Here is a 17,779-nt window from a genome sequence, read left to right as displayed (position 1 = left end):
TAGACGCGAGTGGACCTGCTCTATCATTTCCGTAATGGAAAGCCGTGGGTGAACGGTGTTCATCGACGGTTTTTTCGCGTTCGTTCGATATTCACTTGATCGTTGCAAGGAGGGATAGCTATGCATAGAAATTGGATCGAAAAACTTAACGGTCACAAGGGCGGCGTCGTCTGGTTCACCGGCTTGCCAGGTTCCGGAAAAACAACGATTGCGCTGGAAGTAGAGAAGATGCTGCTGGAACAAGGCATCCGGTGTGTGCTGCTCGACGGAGACCGTCTGCGCAAAGGATTGAACCGGGATCTGGGATTTTCCGAAGAACAGCGGATGGAAAATATACGGCGCTCAGCCGAAGTGGCGCATATGTTCATGGAAGCGGGGGTTCTCGTATTGGCGCCGCTCATATCGCCTACGGAATCTTGCAGAGAAATCGTCAGACAGCGGTTTTGTCCGGAAGATTACACAGAGTTGTATATTCGATGCTCGCTTGCGGAATGTGAACGGCGCGACCCGAAAGGCATGTACCGTCTTGCCAGAGCGGGCAAAATTGCGGAGTTCACCGGAATTTCCGCGCCTTACGATCCTCCGGCCGAGCCGGATCTCGTGCTGGACACGGAGCTTCTGGATGTGCGGCAGTGCGCAGAAAGTCTTATCGGCTTTCTGCAACCTAAGATAAGATTAGAAGCCTTGGAGGAGGGAACGAAATGAAGCCGACACGCGGTTATACGATCTGGTTTTCGCAGCGGACGGGAAGTACTTTGTTGAATAAAGCGCTTGAATCGACCGGTGCTGCCGGTAATCCGGCTGAATGGCTAACATTTAAGGACCCGGCTGCATACCGCATTGAGGATATGCGGCAGATGTGGCAATCGGCGACGCCAAACGGCGTAATCGGGGTGAAACTGAACACGTATCGGTTGGATCAATGGATCGATGCTTTTACGCGTGTGCTGCAGCTGCCGGAAGGGCTGTCCAAACGACAAGTGTGGGAAGCCGTATTTCCGGAGTGCAAACATATTTATATGACCCGGCGCAACAAGGTTCGATTGGCCGTATCCTGGTGGAGGGCGATCGTTTCCGGCGAATGGCATCGGGAACACGGAACGAAACCGACGGAGGAGCTTCTCGAGGACAAGTATAATTTTGACGCCATTAATCATTTGCTTGTTGCTAGCACGATGTACGAGGCGGCTATTGAAGCATTTTTCGCGGAAGGCGGGATTGTGCCGCTTACGATCGTGTACGAGGACTTTATTCGGAATTACGAAGGGACGGTTAAGCAGGTGCTGGACTTCCTGGAGATCGAGGCGGATTCCGTACCCGTAGCGCCACCGTTCTACGATCAGATTGCCGACGAAATTGCGGAAAGCTGGGTGCAGCGTTTTCGCAAAGAGCGGCAGGATGGCTGGGAGCATGTGTCCTGGTAGCTCTGTCATTAATTTATCGGCATAATGGATTTGTGCAAAAGTAAGGAGTAGTCGCTGCGGCTACTCCTATTTTACTTGCGGTTTGTCCTGTTAAGCATACTTTTGCCCAACTTTCGTGATAGATTTTTGGCAGAAGTCGTGTCATTTTATTTGGAATGTAAAAAATGAACTGATGAGGAGCGCGATCAAGATGAGTTTGCAAAATCCTTTATTTGAGCGCATCGACGGAGTTTTCTTGCCTGTGACCGATTTGCAAGCGTCGCTGCGATGGTACGAGACCGTACTTGGTTTGCAGCTGTTGTACCAGTGGCCGGGCGGTGCCGGGTTCAAGGTCGGTCAAGGGGAGAGCTTGCTTGGCCTCATTGAAGTGCAGGAGTTTCAACCCGCGCAATTTAAGAGCAAGGAAGGCACGATGCATTACTTCAATTTCAAGAGCAGCGATATCGAGCAGTCGCAAAGGCTGCTGCGGGAAAGAGGCGTCGAAACGTCGGATATTATGGATTCGGGCAGTATCAAGGTTGTTTATTTTCGCGATCCGGACGGTAATTATCTCGGCATTTGCGAAGAGGTTCCGGCCTGACGGGAGAAATCGGAAGGAATCGAGGGTGCAGCATGCATCAATTTTAACCGATCAGGGGGACAAAAGATGAGCGAAGATTTTTATTGCGAAGAGGTGCTGAGCGGGCGTACGCCTTCGAAGCACCTTCATTTCCATGTCGTTTTTGGCAAGCCTTTGGCGTAGTTCGATCCCCCGAATTTATATTGAATAAATATACATAAATATGTATAATGAATCATCAATGTGCGGGGGGAAGCTTATCATGATTCTTAATGACAGCAAGCAATTGGAGGAAGCGAAGGATTCGATTTTATTCACCGCGGTGCGCCCGGAAATCGTCATGGAACGTGGCGACGGCATGTACTTATGGGATACGGACGGGAAACGGTATCTGGATTTTATCGGAGGGTGGGCCGTAACATGTTTGGGCCATTCTCCGGCCGTGATCAAGGAAGCTTTGCAGAGTCAGGCAGCGTTGCTGGTTAACGCCAGTCCCGGGTTTTACAACAGGCCGATGCTCGAACTGGCCAAGCTGTTGACGGTACTGTCCTGCTTCGACAAAGTATTTTTTGCAAGCAGCGGCGCAGAGGCTAACGAAAGCGCGATCAAGCTCGCCAGAAAATACGGTGCCGCAAAATTGGGCGGCGCATACGAGATCATCACGATAACGGGCGGGTTCCACGGCCGTTCGCTTGCGACGATGTCGGCGACCGGAAAAACGCATTGGGAACCTTTGTTTGCGCCGAAAGTGCCGGGATTTAAACATGTTCCTCTCAACGACATTGATTCGCTTTTGGCGGCCATCAATCCGAACACGTGCGCCGTAATGCTGGAGCTTGTGCAAGGGGAGGGCGGCGTCCATTCGGTTGATCCCGGATATTTGGCCAAGTTAAGAAGCGTATGCGACGAATCGGGGGTCATGCTCATTTTTGACGAAATCCAAACCGGGTTTGGCCGAACGGGAAAGCTTTTTGCGTATGAGCATTACGGCGTCGAAGCGGACGTCATGACGTTGGGCAAAGGCATCGGAGGCGGGTTTCCGCTTTCCGCGATGCTCGCCAAAGAGCGGTTCGACTTGTTCGAGCCCGGCGATCAAGGGGGAACCTATACCGGGCAGCCTCTTGCAACGGCCGTAGGGCTTGCCGTAGTGAGGGAGATCGTGGAACGCGATTTATCCTCCAATGCCGCGGTTCTTGGCGACTATATTTTCGAGCGGTTGGAGGAAATCAAGGAAACCTTCGGGCTTGCAAGGATCAGAGGCAAAGGATTGCTGATCGCATTCGACCTGCCTGTTCCTTCGGGCGCGGAGCTGGTTCACGAGTGCCGCAAAGAAGGGCTGCTGATCAACTCTCCAAGCCCGCATACGATTCGTTTGATGCCGGCCTTGATCGTCACGCGCTCCGACGTCGACGCCATGACGGACATTTTGTGCAAGGCGATGCGACGTGTTCTCGCGAAGTCATTCGAGTAAAATAGCGTCATTCATAAGAGCAAGGCTGCCCCATCGGCAGCCTTTTTCATTTGGGGCAGCGGAGTAAAAAGCCGGAGGCAGCGCCATATCTCGAAGAGCGGGTGCGTTGGTCGTAGACAACGATTGTAAACGATAGGTTTTTCCTATCACAACTATATAATCATTGTAATTGTACTATGGACCTTGCGAACTTATAGTGAGAAGTGTAGCCCTGCTACATAAATCATTCGAGGAGCGATGAATATGTCCAAAGCGGTATTTTATCATGCGGGTTGTCCGGTTTGCGTCGATGCGGAACAAACGGTGTTGAACTATCTCGACAACGGCAAAGTAAGCGTGGAGGTTGTCCATCTCGGAAGCCAGCGCAATCGGATCGCGGATGCCGAGCAAGCGGGAGTGAAGTCGGTTCCGGCATTGGTTCTTGACGGCAACGTCTATCACATCAACTTCGGTGCAAGTCTCGAAGATGTCAAGCAAGGGTGAACCTATGAGGCGCTGATATAGCGCCTTCTTTGTTTGCCTAGCGGCGGAGGCGTGAATGATGCTATACGATGCGGGATATCGAAGCGAACATGCCGCAGGGCGCGTTGGGATGGCCCTCATCCGGATGTCCCGGGCGATCAAAAAAATGATGCAAGCCGAGGGCGACCGTGCCGGTTTGTCGCCGATTCAAATTCAGGCGCTGCTGTTTGCCTTGCATACCCGCGAGGATGTCGCGACGGTCGGCCATTTCGCCCGCGCGATCGGCGCCACGCATGTGACGGCGGTGAAGGTGGCGAACGGCCTTGTGGCCAAAGGGCTGCTGGCGAAAAAGCGAAACGCGCACGATCGTCGGAACACCCTGCTCCGGCTCACGCCGAAAGAGTACGAATGCGTGCAAGCGTTGGACGGCTGGGGGCTCATGCTGGAGCACAACCTGCGGCGGCTGCCCGAGGAGGTGCTCGCCAATCTGGAAATCGGACTCGGCGCGATTGTCGCTTCCCTTCGGGAGCAAGGGTATATCGCTGTGTCGGAGCCATGCCGTGGCTGCATCCATTTTAGGCCGGACGTCGGGGATGAAAGCGAGCCTCATTATTGCGCCATGATCCAAAAATTTATGACCGATGAAAGCACGTTAAAAGAATGCCCGGAGCACTCGCCTCCTTCAAGCGAAATCGTGCCGGGGACGTAAATTCGTCCGGTATGCGTGAGGCATGGGGCAAGCTTGTAGCAGAAGCGTAAGGCCAGCATGGCTTGCGGCTGCTGCAGAGAGCGGAGCATCCCCTTATTAATAGAGCATCCCCTTAATAATAACTGGAAAACATGCCGTTATTTTTATCGATCTCGGCCGTTTTCAGAGAATTAAATGGAAAATATGTATTTATTTTTACCGAGTAAAGCTATTTTGGTGAATTCGCACAATATTACATGCATGTTATCCAGTTATTTTTCCCGCACACCTTAATCCCTTTCGAATTAAATACATGTTTTCCTGTTATTTTCCCAATTGAACAATCGAATCGTGATCCCGGCTCCCCCCGTATTTGGGGCGGATCTGCAGTTCCAATAAATAGGGATGCCGTATTTGACGAAAACGCCCCTCGATTCGGCACTTCGGTTGGGGTGTTTCCGTTTGTTTCCGGAATCGCCGATACAGGCGTAATGTCGGTTACCGCCAATATCGCCATTTACACTCAATATGTGAGTTGCTCCATGGGAGGATCATACAGGATCGTTTGCGAGATGCCGATAAAATATTCGATTCCCGGCGGATATGATTCAAGATGACGAGTGCGGTCGGGTTGTTCTTGATCGGATTGCTTTGCTCCGCGAGCTGATTCAGAATAACACGAACTGCTGGCTTTGCTGCAGGCAAAACTGGATAAGCCCCAGCACCTGCTGGTAAAACGCAGGGTTCAACGGGCCATGCGCCTGTATCAGCGTCTCCACATACGAGATGACGAGCGCGTGCGTTTGAGAGAAAGCCTGCTCCCACTTCTGCAGTGCTTCCTTGAACTGCGGCTCCAGGTTGGGGACAAACTCTCGGATAACGACCGTATGCTCGGCCTCCTGCTGCTTCCAAAACTCGGCTTCGTCCAACATACGCAGCGGCATTTTATCCTCATAAAAAAATTGCATGCCACAAATCACCTTCCGTCTTCACGATTTCTAACCGATGTGCACCATAGCCTATGACATGGGGCGTCTGATGGTGATTGAATGCTTCACGATTTATACGATAGGAAATACCTATGGTTATTATAAAAACAATAATATTGATGAATTAATTTGTGCCCGATATACTGAACCTCATTAACCGTACCGCCGATTCGAAGGGAATGGTGCAAGATTGAACAAGACAGACCCGACAGACCCGAAAGTCCCGACAGTCCCGACAGTCCCAAAAGTCCAAACAGATCAAACAGATCAAACAGATCAAACAGATCAAACAGTCCAAACAGTCCAAATAGATCACCGTCAAACGCCTCTGTTTACGGCATTGCTCAAGCATGCGAAACGCAATCCGATTCCTTTCCATATACCGGGACATAAAAAAGGCGGGGGCATGGAGCGGGAATTTCGAGCATTTCTCGGGGAAAACGCGCTATCGATCGACCTGATCAACATCGCGCCGCTGGACGACCTGCACCAGCCGACCGGCGTCATCGACGAGGCGCAGCGCTTAGCCGCCCATGCGTACGGCGCGGATTATACGTTATTTTCGGTGCAGGGCACGAGCGGGGCGATCATGACGATGATCATGTCGGTATGCGGCCCGGGCGACAAAATTATCGTGCCGCGCAACCTGCATAAGTCGATTTTGTCGGCGATCATTTTTACCGGCTGCAAGCCGGTGTTCGTCACGCCGGAGCGGGACGCGAACTGGGGGATCGATCACGGCATCTCCGTCCGCTCCGTGAAAAAGGCGATCGAGCGGCATCCGGACGCCAAGGCGGTGCTGGTGATCAACCCGACGTATTTTGGCGTATGCACCCATTTGCAGGCAATCGTCGACCTTGCCCATCAATACGGCATGCCGGTCCTTGTGGACGAAGCGCACGGCGCGCTGCTGCAGTTCCACGACAAACTGCCGCTGACGGCGATGCAGGCCGGGGCGGATATGGCCGCGACGAGCATGCACAAGTTGGGCGGCTCGCTTACCCAGAGCTCGCTGCTTCATGTGAGGGAAGGGCTTGTTTCGGTGAAAAAAGTGCAGGCGATGTTCAGCATGCTGACGACGACGTCGACCTCGTACATCCTGCTCGCTTCGCTCGATGCGGCGCGCAAGCATCTCGCCTTGAACGGCTACGAATTGATCGACCGGACGATCCGGCTCGCGGAATACGCCCGAAGCCGAATCAACGAAATTCCGGGGCTGCGCTCCTTCGGCCGGGAAATTTTGTGGACGGGAGCCGCATTCGATTTTGACCTGATGAAGCTGACGGTGCATGTGCGGGAGCTCGGCATAACGGGCTACGAAGCGGAAAATTGGCTGCGGGACCGGTACAACATCGAAGTGGAGCTTAGCGATTTGTACAACATTTTGTGCCTCGTGACGCCCGGCGACACGATGGACTCCGTCGACGTCCTGCTTGCGGCATTGACGGAGCTTGCGGCGTCCCACTTCGGCAAACGGGAAATCCGCAAGGTGGATATCGCCCTCCCCGAAATCCCGCAGCTGCTGCTGTCGCCGAGGGACGCTTTTTACGGCGATACGGAGTCGGTGTCTTTCGCGGCGTCGACCGGGCGGATTATGGCGGAATCGATTTATGTTTATCCGCCGGGCATACCGATTTTACTACCGGGCGAGGTGATCGCGGAGCAGCATATTCGCTATATCCGCGAGCATCTAGAGGTCGGGCTGCCGGTGAAGGGGCCGGAAGATTTGTCGCTTCGCCAAGTCAAAGTTGTCGTTGAGGCACAAGCCATTTATTAAGCCGGCTCGGCTCGGCGGACGCCGTTTCCGAAAGCGGAAGGACGTTGCCGGGCCGGGCGATTCGAGAGGAGATAAGAACGATGGAGCATTTGCGGAAGCAGGATCCCGCCATCGCGACGGCGATCGGGCAAGAGCTGGAACGGCAGCGGGACAAAATCGAGCTGATCGCGTCGGAAAATTTCGTCAGCGAGGCGGTCATGGAAGCGATGGGCACGGTGCTGACGAACAAATACGCGGAGGGCTACCCCGGCAAGCGGTATTACGGCGGCTGCGCCCACATCGATATCGTGGAAGAGCTGGCAAGGGAGCGGGTCAAGCAGCTGTTCGGCGCGGAGCATGCCAATGTGCAGCCGCACTCGGGCGCCCAGGCGAACATGGCGGTTTATTCCGCGGCGGTCAGCCCCGGGGACAAAATCCTCGGCATGAATTTGGCGCACGGCGGCCATCTGACCCACGGCAGTCCGGCCAACGCATCGGGCCAGCTGTACCAGTTCATCCCATACGGTGTGAACCGGGAAACACTGCGCATCGATTATGACGAGGTGCGCAAGCTGGCCCATCTGCATAAGCCGCGCATGCTCGTCTTCGGGGCGAGCGCTTATCCGCGCACGATCGATTTCGAGCCGCTGGCCCGGATCGCCGAAGAAACGGGGGCGCTGTTCCTCGTCGACATGGCGCATATCGCCGGGCTCGTCGCCGCCGGGTTGCATCCGAATCCGGTGCCGCACGCCCATTTTGTCACGACGACGACGCACAAAACGCTACGCGGCCCGAGAGGCGGCGTCATCCTGTGCCGGTCGGCCTGGGCGCAGGCGATCGACAAGGCGGTTTTCCCTACGACGCAAGGAGGCCCGCTCATGCATATGATCGCGGCCAAGGCGGTCGCTTTCCGTGAAAACGGCACGCCCGAGTTCAGGGCCAACATGGAGCGCGTGCTCCGCAACGCGGCCGTGCTTGCGGAAGCGCTGATGGCGGAAGGGATCGACGTCGTTTCGGGAGGAACGGACAACCATTTGCTGCTGGTCGATCTGCGGAGCGTCGGGTTAACCGGCCGGGACGCCCAACTGCTGCTGGACGAAATCGGCATTACGGTAAACAAAAACGCCATTCCGTTCGACACGACAAGTCCGCTCGTCACAAGCGGCATTCGGCTCGGTACCCCGGCTTCGACGACCCGGGGGATGGGTGAGGACGAGATGAAAGAAATCGCGGGCATTATCGCGGCCGTATTGAAGCAGCCGCGCAATACCGCCGTGCACGAGCAGATGAAGCGCAAGGTGAAGGAACTGACGATGCGTTTTCCGTTATACGGGCAACTTGGGGCCGGCGCAAAATAAGGAGGCGGGGTTGATGCTGAACGGTGCAAGGCAAGACGCGCGTTCGAACGTGGCGTTTGCAGCGGCGCAACGGGTCATTCCCGGCGGCGTGAACAGCCCGGTCCGTGCCTTCGGGACGGTCGGCCTGACGCCCGTTTTTATCGCAAGCGGCCAGGGCTCGAGAGTGCAAGATCTGGACGGCAACGAGTACATCGATTATATCGGGTCATGGGGACCGTTGATCCTAGGGCACGCCCATCCGGAAGTGGTCGAAGCGATCCGTCTGACGGCGATGCGGGGGACGAGCTTCGGGCTGCCGACGGAAATCGAGACGCATATGGCCGAGCTCATTTGCGCCAGCATGCCGTCCATCGACAAGGTGCGCATGGTCAGCTCCGGGACGGAAGCGGTCATGAGCGCCCTGCGGCTGGCAAGAGGTTATACGAACCGGGCAAAAATATTGAAATTCCAGGGCGGCTACCACGGGCACGCGGACGCGCTGCTGATCCGGTCCGGCTCCGGGATGGCCACGCTGGGGCTACCGGACAGCCCGGGCGTACCGGAACGGCTTACCGCGGATACGATCGCGGTGCCGTACAACAGCCTCGAAAGCGTGCGCCTCGCGTTCGAACGGTTCGGCGAGCAAATCGCTGCCGTGATCGTCGAGCCGGTCGCGGGCAATATGGGTGTCATCCCGCCGGCGCCGGGGTTTCTTCAGGGGCTGCGGGACATGACCGCCCGATATGGAAGCCTGCTCATCTTCGACGAGGTGATGACCGGGTTCCGCGTCCACTATGGCGGGGCGCAAGGGCTGTACGGCATCGTACCGGACCTGACGTGCCTTGGCAAGGTGATCGGCGGCGGGCTGCCGGTCGGCGCTTACGGCGGCAAGCGAGCGATCATGGATAGGGTCGCGCCTTCGGGGCCGATTTACCAAGCCGGCACGTTGTCCGGCAATCCGCTGGCCATGGCGGCCGGATATACGACGCTTCGTCTGCTCGGGCAGCCGGGCCTATACGAGCGGCTGGAGAGCAAAGCGGCGAGACTGGCCGAAGGGTTCAGGCAAAACGCGGAGATGACCGGCATTCCGCTGCGCGTCAATCGGGTCGGTTCGATGCTGTGCCCGTATTTCGCGGACCACGACGTTGTCGATTACGAGACGGCCCAGCGGTCGGACATGCGGGCGTTCCGTTCCTATTATGCGGCGATGCTCGGCGCCGGTATATTGACCGCTCCGACGCCTTATGAGGCGATGTTCGTTTCGGCAGCCCATACCGATGCCGAGATCGAGCAGACGATACAAGCTCATTATGAGGCGTTAAAAGCGGCTCGGGCCAGAAGGGAGGAATGACCATGAGCATGCGGCTTTCGGAGGTGCGCGGGCTGTTTCCGATTCTCCGCCAGGAAATCAACGGCCATCAGCTCGTTTATTTGGACAATGCGGCTTCGTCCCAGAAGCCGGTGCAAGTGATCGAGGCGATCCGGCGGTATTACGAAACGGATAACGCCAACGTGCATCGCGGCGTTCATACGCTCGCCGCCCGCGCGACGAACGCTTATGAAGCGGCGCGGACCAAGGCGGCGCGGTTTTTGGGCGCGGCGTCGGAGCGGGAAATCGTGTTTACGCGGGGCGCGACGGCGGGTATCAATCTTGTCGCCGCGTATTACGTGCGAGCGGTTTGCGGGCCCGGGGACGAAATCGTCATTTCGGCGATGGAGCATCACAGCAACCTGCTTCCCTGGCAGCGGGCCGCCCAGGCGACAGGGGCCCGGCTGATCTATATTCCGCTGCAGCCGGACGGCACGTTCACGCTTGAGGATGTCGAGCGAACGATCACGGACCGGACGAAAATCATATCCGTTTCCCACGTCTCCAACGTGCTCGGCGTCGTCAATCCGGTGAAGGACATTGCGTCCATCGCCCGGCGGCACGGGGCCGTTCTCGTCGTCGACGGGGCACAAAGCGCTCCGCATATGAAGGTGGACGTGCGGGAGCTCGGGTGCGATTTTTACGTATTTTCGGGCCATAAAATGTGCGCGCCGACCGGAACCGGCATCCTGTACGGCAGGCAAGAGCTGCTTGCGCGGATGGAGCCAGCCGAATTCGGCGGCGAAATGATCGATCATGTCGATTTGTACGATGCGTCGTGGAAGGAGACGCCTTGGAAATTCGAGGCGGGCACGCCCAACATTGCGGGTGCGGTCGGCATGGGGGTGGCGATTGATTTTTTGGAGCAGGTCGGTTTGGACCGAATCGAAGCGCATGACAGGCAGCTGACCCGTTATGCCATCGATCGAATGAAGCAAATGGACGGTTTGACGATCTATGGCCCGGAAGAAGGGCGTCTCGGGTTGGTCACGTTTCGGCTGGACGGCGTCCATCCGCACGATGTGGCGACCTTCGTTGACTCGTACGGGGTAGCCATTCGGGCGGGCAACCATTGCTGTCAGCCGCTGATGAAGCATCTGGGCAGCGGCGCGACGGCGCGGGCGAGCTTTTATATGTACAACACGGAAGAGGACATCGACCGGCTGTTGTTCGCGTTGCGGAAGGCCAAAGCGTATTTCGGGGAGGGATAAGATATGAACGGTATGGTGATGGGGGATAGCGCCTTGTTTCCGACGTATACGAGGAATCCTATTAACCTTGTCCGCGGGGAAGGCAACCGGTTATGGGACGATCAGGGCAAGGAGTACCTTGATTTTATGTCGGGACTGGCGGTGTGCAACCTCGGCCATGTGCCGGGGAAAGTGAAGCGGCGGATTGAGGAGCAACTGGGGCAATTGTGGCATGTCTCCAACCTGTTTCCGATTCCGAATCAGGAAAAGTTGGCGAAGCTGCTTGTCCGGCATAGCTGCGCGGATCTCGTGTTTTTTTGCAACAGCGGCGCGGAGGCGAACGAAGCGGCGATCAAATGCGCAAGGCGGTACCACCAGCGGGTGCTCGGGAACGGCAAATACGAGATCATCACGTTCGAAAAATCGTTCCATGGGCGCACGCTCGCCACGTTAACCGCAACCGGGCAGGATAAGGTGAAGGACGGCTTCCTTCCGCTGCCGGAAGGGTTCGCGTATGCGCGCTACAACGACATTCAGTCGGTGAAAGATACAATCACTGAGCGGACCGCGGCAGTCATGCTGGAGCTCGTGCAAGGAGAAAGCGGGGTGCATCCGGCCGATCCCGGCTTCGTGAAGGAGTTGGCCGACTTGTGCAAGCGGCAGGGATTGCTGCTGATCGTCGACGAGGTGCAGACGGGTGTCGGACGGACGGGCAAGCTGTTCGCCTACGAGCATTACGGCATCGAGCCGGACATCGTGACGCTCGCCAAGGGGCTGGCCAGCGGCTTCCCGATCGGCGCGATGCTGGGGCGGGCCAAGCTGCGGGACGCCTTGTCCGCGGGCAGCCACGCCTCGACGTTCGGCGGCGCTCCGCTCGCCACCGCAGCCGGCTTGGCGACGCTGGAGACGATGCTGGAGGAGCGCTTGCCCGAACGCGCCGAGCGGATGGGCGCGTACGTCATGCAGCGGCTGACGAGCCGGCTCGTGCTGAACGACGTCGTGCAGTGCATCCGCGGGGTGGGGCTGCTCATCGGCATCGAATGCACCATGCCGGTGGCGCCGATCATTGCGGAGCTGCACAAGCAAGGCCTGCTGGTGCTGCCAGGCGGCACACACGTCATCCGCGTCATGCCGAGCCTCTATGTGACCGAGGAGGAAGCGGACCGGGCCGCCGATATTTTGGCGGCGGTGCTGGCGCAGGTCGAGCGGACGGCTTGCTTCGATTAGAGTCTTGCCGGGTAGTTTCATTCGACTAATCATAGCTTTGTCGGCCCCCCCCGGGAGAAATAACGGGAAAATATGTAGTTAATATAGGACGGGGTATCACTTCGGAGACATTTAACTGGAAAAGATGTAGTTAAAAATGCCCCTTTTTCTCCAGAAGTCGCAAACTGGCTCGAATAGATGCATGTTTTCCATTTATTTGTTCAAAAACTGGCGAAACCGGCGAAAATAACTGCATGTTTTGTATGTATGTGTTGCAATGACATTGAAAGAGGTCGAGTCTACAGACCCTTATGTTGAAAACCCGGATGGTGCTAATTCGCTTCGTGCGACTATTCATGGTAAACCTATCATCAACCCGTACGGCGAGTCGAGCACGAAGCCCCGGTCCAGGCCAAAAAGCGGGACCGTCATAGGCGTATTAGGCGATCTTCTGGACCCAATCGGCCAGCCAAGGCTGAAGACGTCCCTGCCAGCTAACGGCTTCGGCCGTCAGCCGTTCCCTTGCTTGAACCCGTCGCTTTTGACGGTAGCGATCAGCTGCTCCATAAAAACGCGGCTCGCCGCGCACAAATATTTGTTTTTGCGGTAGACAACGCCGATCTGCGTCGTAAGCGCCGGCTTCTGGATTGGCACCGTGGCGATCGCCGGGTTGTTGATGTAGTCCAGGTAAGCTTTCGGCAAAATCGTTACGCCGACGCCCTTGCTCACCATGTTGATAATCGACTCCATCGTCGTCATTTCCAGCACCGGCTGCGGCGTGAAGTCGAGCGCGCGGCACTGGTCGTTGATCAGCTGGCGCAGATGATACGGAGCGGGCAGCAGCACCGACGGGGTTTCGCGCAAAATATTCAGCGTCACGAACGCCTCCTTGGCGACCGGGTGGTCTACAGGAGCGGCAAGCGCCAAATTGTCTTTATACAGCGGGATGCTTTCCAGATCCTCGTGCTCCATCGGCAAAAAGACGATGCCCAGATCAAGCTCGTTTTGCAGCAGCTTATCGTATATATCGCCGGTGCGCAGGCCGAGAACCGAAAGCTCGACGCCAGGATAGCTGCGGTGAAACGCGATGACGGCCTTTGGCAGCAAATAATTGACGACCGTCAGCAATGCGCCGATCTTGAGCGAGCCCCGCTGCAGCCCCTGCAGCTCGCTGATCGCGGCACGTGCTTGCGACAGCTCGTGAAATACGTTGTAGCAGTGGTGCAGCAATGTTTTGCCCGCCTCGGTCATGACGGTGCGCTTGCCGACGCGATCGAACAGCGGCGTGCCGATTTCGTGCTCGAGCAGACGAATTTGCTGGCTGAGCGAGGGTTGGGCGATGCCCATCTTTTCCGCGGCGCGGGTAAAATGCAGCTCGCGGCATACGGCCATGAAATATTCCAGTTGCTTGAGTTCCATATGAGAACCCCTCCTTCAAGGGTGATCGATGAATGTTAGGTGACAACGAATGATAGGCAAACGATAATGTTTTTAAGAAGATCATAACATATTTATTATAATATCATTTTTCAGCGGAGCTGAACATTTCTGATATTTCAAGAAAAGCTTCAAATTACGCAGGGTCAATCATCGTGGAAAAGGCTTCGAATAGAAGCTTTTCTTACGAAATCTCCCGGGGAGGTGCGCGCTTGAAACAAGTTTACAATTTTAATGCGGGACCGGCGGGTTTGCCTCCGGAAGTGATGCAGCAGGTGCGCGAGGAGCTCCTGGATTTGCAAGGCACAGGGCTGTCGATTCTCGAAATTTCGCATCGGAGCAAGGAATACGAGCACATTAACGGCGAAACGCAGCGGCTCATGAAGGAGCTCATGAACATTCCTTCCGAGTACGAAGTGTTGTTCCTGCAGGGTGGGGCCAGCACGCAATTCGCGATGGTGCCGATGAATTTGCTCGCTCCGGGCCGCCTGGCCGGTTACGTGCACAGCGGCAGCTGGTCGGGCAAAGCGGCAGCGGAAGCGGGCAAGGTCGGCCAAACGTACATTGCGGCAAGCTCGGAAGCCGAGCGGTTCCGAAAGGTGCCTGATTTGCGCGCGGTGGAAATCCGTCCCGGAACGGCATACGTGCATTTGACCTCGAACGAAACGATCGCAGGCGTTCAATTCGATGATTTCGTCGCTCCGGGCGAAGCACATTGGGTTGCCGATATGTCGAGCGATATTTTGTCCCGGACGATCGATGTCTCGAAGTTTTCGCTCATTTACGCAGGTGCCCAAAAAAATCTCGGCCCTTCCGGCGTCACCGTCGTGATCGTCCGGCGCGATGTGCTGGACGGCATCCCGAACCTTGGCGCAGGCCGTCTTCCGGACATTATGAATTTTCGGGTGCATGCGGACAATCGCTCGCTTTATCACACGCCGCCGGTATTTTCCGTGTACGTCGTCCATCTGGTGCTGCAATGGATCAGCCAAAACGGCGGAGTGGCGGGCATGGAGCGGCGGAACCGCCGCAAAGCCGACCTGGTCTACGGCGCCATCGACGAGAGCGGGGGCTTCTATGACGGGTTAGCCCATAAGGGGAGCCGATCGAAAATGAACGTGACGTTCCGCATCGCGCATGCCGAAGAGCTGGAACAGAGATTTTTGCTGGAAGCGGAACGAAACGGGTTCGTCGGGCTTAAAGGACACCGCGATGCCGGCCATTTGCGGGCGTCGCTTTACAATGCGGTAACGGAAGAGCAGTGCAGGGCGCTCGCCGGTTTTATGCGAGATTTTCGGAAAAAGTTCGGTTAAAGAGGCAATTTGTCACGATAAAAGGCAGGTGATCTTTCATGGCGCAAGCCGACATCCTTTCGATGAATGTAGGCAAGCCGCAGCAGGTGCAGTTTCAAGACAAAGAAGTGTCCACGGGCATATTCAAGCTTCCGATCGATCGGCCGTTGTTTTTAAGCCGGGTCAATTTCGAGGGGGACGGGCAAGCGGACCTTGTTTACCACGGCGGCGTGGAGAAGGCGGTATGCGTTTATCCGTACGAGCATTATCCATTCTGGGAGCGGGAGCTCGGCACCAACCTGGAATACGGCGCATTCGGCGAAAATTTGACGACGCGCGGACTTGTGGAGACGGACGTCTGCATCGGCGATACGTTTCGGCTGGGCGAAGCGATCGTGCAGGTGAGCCAGCCACGGCAGCCGTGCTACAAGCTGACGGTAAGGTACGGCCGTCCCGAGCTGCTGCTCAAGGTACAGGAGACCGGGTATACCGGCTTTTATTTTCGGGTGCTGAAGGAAGGGCTCGTCTCCAAAAACGACGGATTGCAGCGGATCGCGCACCATCCGAAAGCCGTTACGGTCGAATATGCCAACCACATCATGCATCGCGACAAAAACAACGCCGAAGGCAACCGCAAGCTGCTCGAAGTCGACGAGCTGTCGGTCAATTGGAGGCGGACGTTTACGAAGCGGCTCGAAGGCGCCGAAACGGATACGAAGGAAAGGTTAACCGGCAACAAGTAACGGCAGGCGTTGGGAAGTGTTAATCCGGGAGGTGAGAAAGCATGAGAATTCATTATATTCAGCACGTTCCGTTCGAAGGACTCGAAAACATCGACGATTGGGCGAAAAAGCAAGGGCACGGCCTCACCGGCACGTTCATGTTCGAAAAGGAGCCGCGGTTTCCGCAGCTATCCGAATTCGACATGCTGATCGTTCTCGGCGGTCCGATGAGCACGTACGACGAAGAGGCCTACCCATGGCTCGTTCAGGAAAAACAATGGATTCGGGAAGCGCTGCGGCAAAAAAAGCTCGTACTTGGCATTTGCCTGGGTGCGCAGCTGCTGGCGGAAGCGATCGGCGGCCGGGTGTCGCGCAACGAATTCAAGGAGATCGGCTGGTTTCCGGTCAAGCTGTCGGACGGGGCCCGATCGTCGAAATTTTTTCGCGATTTTCACGACGTATTCGTCCCGTTCCACTGGCACGGGGATACGTTCCGGCTGCCTTCTGCCGCGAGGACAATCGGCTTCAGCCGGGCATGCCTCAACCAAGCTTTCGAGTATGAAGGCCACGCCGTCGGGCTGCAGTTTCATTTGGAAACGAAGCAGACGGGCATCAAGAGACTGCTCGACCACTGCGCCGGCGAATTGGAGGAAGGCGCGTACATCCAGAAGCCGGAGCAAATGCTCGGCCAACATGAGTATATGGCCCATGCGAAGCTGATTTTGTTCGCTTTGCTTGATGCTTTTGAAAGGAGCTTTCTGACGGCGGACCAAGCGGCGGGGCAATAGTAACCTTCACAAAACTAAGTGATTGCTTTCGAAGCTCCACAAAACTTTCAGGAGGAATCAAAATGGAAATCGGAACGAACCGAGTTAAACAAGGAATGGCCGAAATGCAAAAAGGCGGCGTCATCATGGACGTCATGAACGCCGAGCAGGCGAAAATCGCCGAAGCCGCGGGAGCGACCGCGGTCATGGCGCTGGAGCGGGTGCCGGCGGATATCCGCGCGGCGGGTGGAGTGGCACGGATGGCCGATCCGGTCATCGTGGAGCAGGTCATGCGCGTCGTCTCGATTCCCGTCATGGCCAAAGCGCGCATCGGCCATTACACGGAAGCGCGCGTGCTCGAGGCGCTCGGCGTCGACTACATCGACGAAAGCGAGGTGCTGACGCCGGCCGACGATATATTCCATATCGACAAGCAGGCTTTCACCGTTCCGTTCGTATGCGGTGCGCGCGATTTAGGCGAGGCTCTGCGCCGAATTGGCGAAGGAGCGGCCATGATCCGCACCAAAGGGGAACCGGGAACGGGCAATATCGTAGAAGCGGTGCGCCATATGCGCATGATGCTCGGGCAAATCCGCAAAGTGCAAAGCATGAGCAAGGACGAACTGATGGCTGAAGCCAAGCAGCTCGGCGCTCCGTACGAATTGATGCTGCAGGTGAAGGAGACGGGCAGGCTGCCTGTCGTCAATTTCGCCGCCGGAGGCGTGGCTACGCCGGCCGATGCCGCGCTCATGATGCATTTGGGGGCGGACGGCGTTTTTGTCGGGTCGGGCATTTTCAAGTCCGATCAACCGGAAAAGTTCGCCCGCGCGATCGTCGAAGCGACGACCCACTTTACGGACTATGCGCTGATCGCGAACGTCTCGAAAAACCTCGGAACGCCGATGAAAGGCATCGAGATTTCTCAGCTGCAATCGGGCGAACGGATGCAGGAGCGGGGAATATAACCGGAAGGCGTTGCTCGATGTAGCAGCTAAATGCGTTGCCGCCATGGGATTTATCGAAGCTGTTGCGCAGTGCGTAGTTCCATATCGGCGGCATATAACCGTTGCGGCGTAAGTGGCCGCTAGCGATGCGTGGCCGCTGCATTGC

17 protein-coding genes are annotated in these 17,779 nt (G+C 56.5%); 15 read left to right on the top strand and 2 right to left on the bottom strand.

Features of this window, described 5'->3' with window-relative positions; all coding sequences use genetic code 11:
* The first annotated feature begins 120 nt into the window (after nt 1-120).
* From cysC to AC0LWM_RS23235, 6 genes are all read left to right on the top strand, one after another.
* The gene (gene cysC, locus AC0LWM_RS23260) at nt 121-705 is read left to right on the top strand and encodes an adenylyl-sulfate kinase (protein WP_474677392.1); all 585 of its coding nucleotides are present in this window, start codon (nt 121-123) and stop codon (nt 703-705) included.
* Nucleotides 702-1,424, top strand: a complete 723-nt coding sequence (locus AC0LWM_RS23255; RefSeq protein ID WP_474677391.1) for a Stf0 family sulfotransferase — start codon at nt 702-704, stop codon at nt 1,422-1,424. The genes cysC and AC0LWM_RS23255 overlap by 4 nt, the downstream gene beginning before the upstream one ends.
* Nucleotides 1,425-1,614: 190 nt before the next feature.
* Nucleotides 1,615-2,004, top strand: a complete 390-nt coding sequence (locus tag AC0LWM_RS23250) for a VOC family protein (protein ID WP_474677390.1) — start codon at nt 1,615-1,617, stop codon at nt 2,002-2,004.
* A 241-nt stretch (nt 2,005-2,245) separates the two neighbouring features.
* The gene (locus tag AC0LWM_RS23245; protein WP_474677389.1) at nt 2,246-3,454 is read left to right on the top strand and encodes an aspartate aminotransferase family protein; all 1,209 of its coding nucleotides are present in this window, start codon (nt 2,246-2,248) and stop codon (nt 3,452-3,454) included.
* Nucleotides 3,455-3,697: 243 nt separating this feature from the next.
* Entirely contained in the window at nt 3,698-3,937 is a 240-nt protein-coding gene (locus AC0LWM_RS23240) for a thioredoxin family protein (RefSeq protein ID WP_474677388.1), read from the top strand.
* A gap of 55 nt (nt 3,938-3,992) precedes the next feature.
* On the top strand, nt 3,993-4,625 hold the full coding sequence (locus AC0LWM_RS23235; RefSeq protein ID WP_474677387.1) for a MarR family winged helix-turn-helix transcriptional regulator: 633 nt from the start codon (nt 3,993-3,995) through the stop codon (nt 4,623-4,625).
* 647 nt (nt 4,626-5,272) lie between these two features.
* On the opposite strand, the gene AC0LWM_RS23230 is transcribed toward AC0LWM_RS23235, so the two are convergent.
* Nucleotides 5,273-5,572 (bottom strand): DUF2935 domain-containing protein, encoded by a 300-nt coding sequence (locus AC0LWM_RS23230; RefSeq protein ID WP_474677386.1) that lies wholly within the window; start codon nt 5,570-5,572, stop codon nt 5,273-5,275.
* Nucleotides 5,573-5,900: 328 nt separating this feature from the next.
* On the opposite strand from AC0LWM_RS23230, the gene AC0LWM_RS23225 reads away from it, so the two are divergent.
* The 5 genes from AC0LWM_RS23225 (at nt 5,901) to argD (ending at nt 12,472) form a co-directional block, all read left to right on the top strand.
* Entirely contained in the window at nt 5,901-7,370 is a 1,470-nt protein-coding gene (locus AC0LWM_RS23225; RefSeq protein WP_474677497.1) for an aminotransferase class I/II-fold pyridoxal phosphate-dependent enzyme, read from the top strand.
* A gap of 80 nt (nt 7,371-7,450) precedes the next feature.
* On the top strand, nt 7,451-8,707 hold the full coding sequence (locus AC0LWM_RS23220; RefSeq protein ID WP_474677385.1) for a serine hydroxymethyltransferase: 1,257 nt from the start codon (nt 7,451-7,453) through the stop codon (nt 8,705-8,707).
* Nucleotides 8,708-8,720: 13 nt separating this feature from the next.
* The gene (hemL, locus tag AC0LWM_RS23215) at nt 8,721-10,037 is read left to right on the top strand and encodes a glutamate-1-semialdehyde 2,1-aminomutase (protein WP_474677384.1); all 1,317 of its coding nucleotides are present in this window, start codon (nt 8,721-8,723) and stop codon (nt 10,035-10,037) included.
* Nucleotides 10,038-10,045: 8 nt separating this feature from the next.
* Nucleotides 10,046-11,266, top strand: a complete 1,221-nt coding sequence (locus AC0LWM_RS23210) for a cysteine desulfurase (RefSeq protein ID WP_474677496.1) — start codon at nt 10,046-10,048, stop codon at nt 11,264-11,266.
* Nucleotides 11,267-11,278: 12 nt separating this feature from the next.
* Complete coding sequence (gene argD / locus AC0LWM_RS23205) at nt 11,279-12,472, top strand: acetylornithine transaminase (RefSeq protein WP_474677495.1); 1,194 nt, start codon at nt 11,279-11,281, stop codon at nt 12,470-12,472.
* A gap of 489 nt (nt 12,473-12,961) precedes the next feature.
* Here the strand turns inward: argD and AC0LWM_RS23200 are convergent, their stop codons facing one another.
* Entirely contained in the window at nt 12,962-13,870 is a 909-nt protein-coding gene (locus AC0LWM_RS23200; RefSeq protein ID WP_474677383.1) for a LysR family transcriptional regulator, read from the bottom strand.
* A gap of 230 nt (nt 13,871-14,100) precedes the next feature.
* On the opposite strand from AC0LWM_RS23200, the gene serC reads away from it, so the two are divergent.
* The 4 genes from serC (at nt 14,101) to pdxS (ending at nt 17,634) form a co-directional block, all read left to right on the top strand.
* Nucleotides 14,101-15,201 (top strand): 3-phosphoserine/phosphohydroxythreonine transaminase, encoded by a 1,101-nt coding sequence (gene serC / locus AC0LWM_RS23195; RefSeq protein WP_474677382.1) that lies wholly within the window; start codon nt 14,101-14,103, stop codon nt 15,199-15,201.
* Nucleotides 15,202-15,239: 38 nt separating this feature from the next.
* Nucleotides 15,240-15,923 carry an MOSC domain-containing protein gene (locus AC0LWM_RS23190; RefSeq protein WP_474677381.1) on the top strand — a complete coding sequence of 228 codons (684 nt, stop codon included), beginning with the start codon at nt 15,240-15,242 and terminating at the stop codon, nt 15,921-15,923.
* Between the two features lie 41 nt (nt 15,924-15,964).
* Nucleotides 15,965-16,690: a type 1 glutamine amidotransferase gene (locus AC0LWM_RS23185; protein WP_474677380.1), complete on the top strand. Its 726-nt coding sequence runs from the start codon at nt 15,965-15,967 to the stop codon at nt 16,688-16,690.
* Nucleotides 16,691-16,752: 62 nt separating this feature from the next.
* On the top strand, nt 16,753-17,634 hold the full coding sequence (gene pdxS / locus AC0LWM_RS23180; protein ID WP_474677379.1) for a pyridoxal 5'-phosphate synthase lyase subunit PdxS: 882 nt from the start codon (nt 16,753-16,755) through the stop codon (nt 17,632-17,634).
* Nucleotides 17,635-17,779 lie beyond the last annotated feature (145 nt).

Source organism: Paenibacillus sp. sgz302148, from assembly GCF_056120465.1.
Note: the sequence above shows the minus strand (reverse complement) of the source record. Positions and strands in the feature narration are given on the sequence as shown.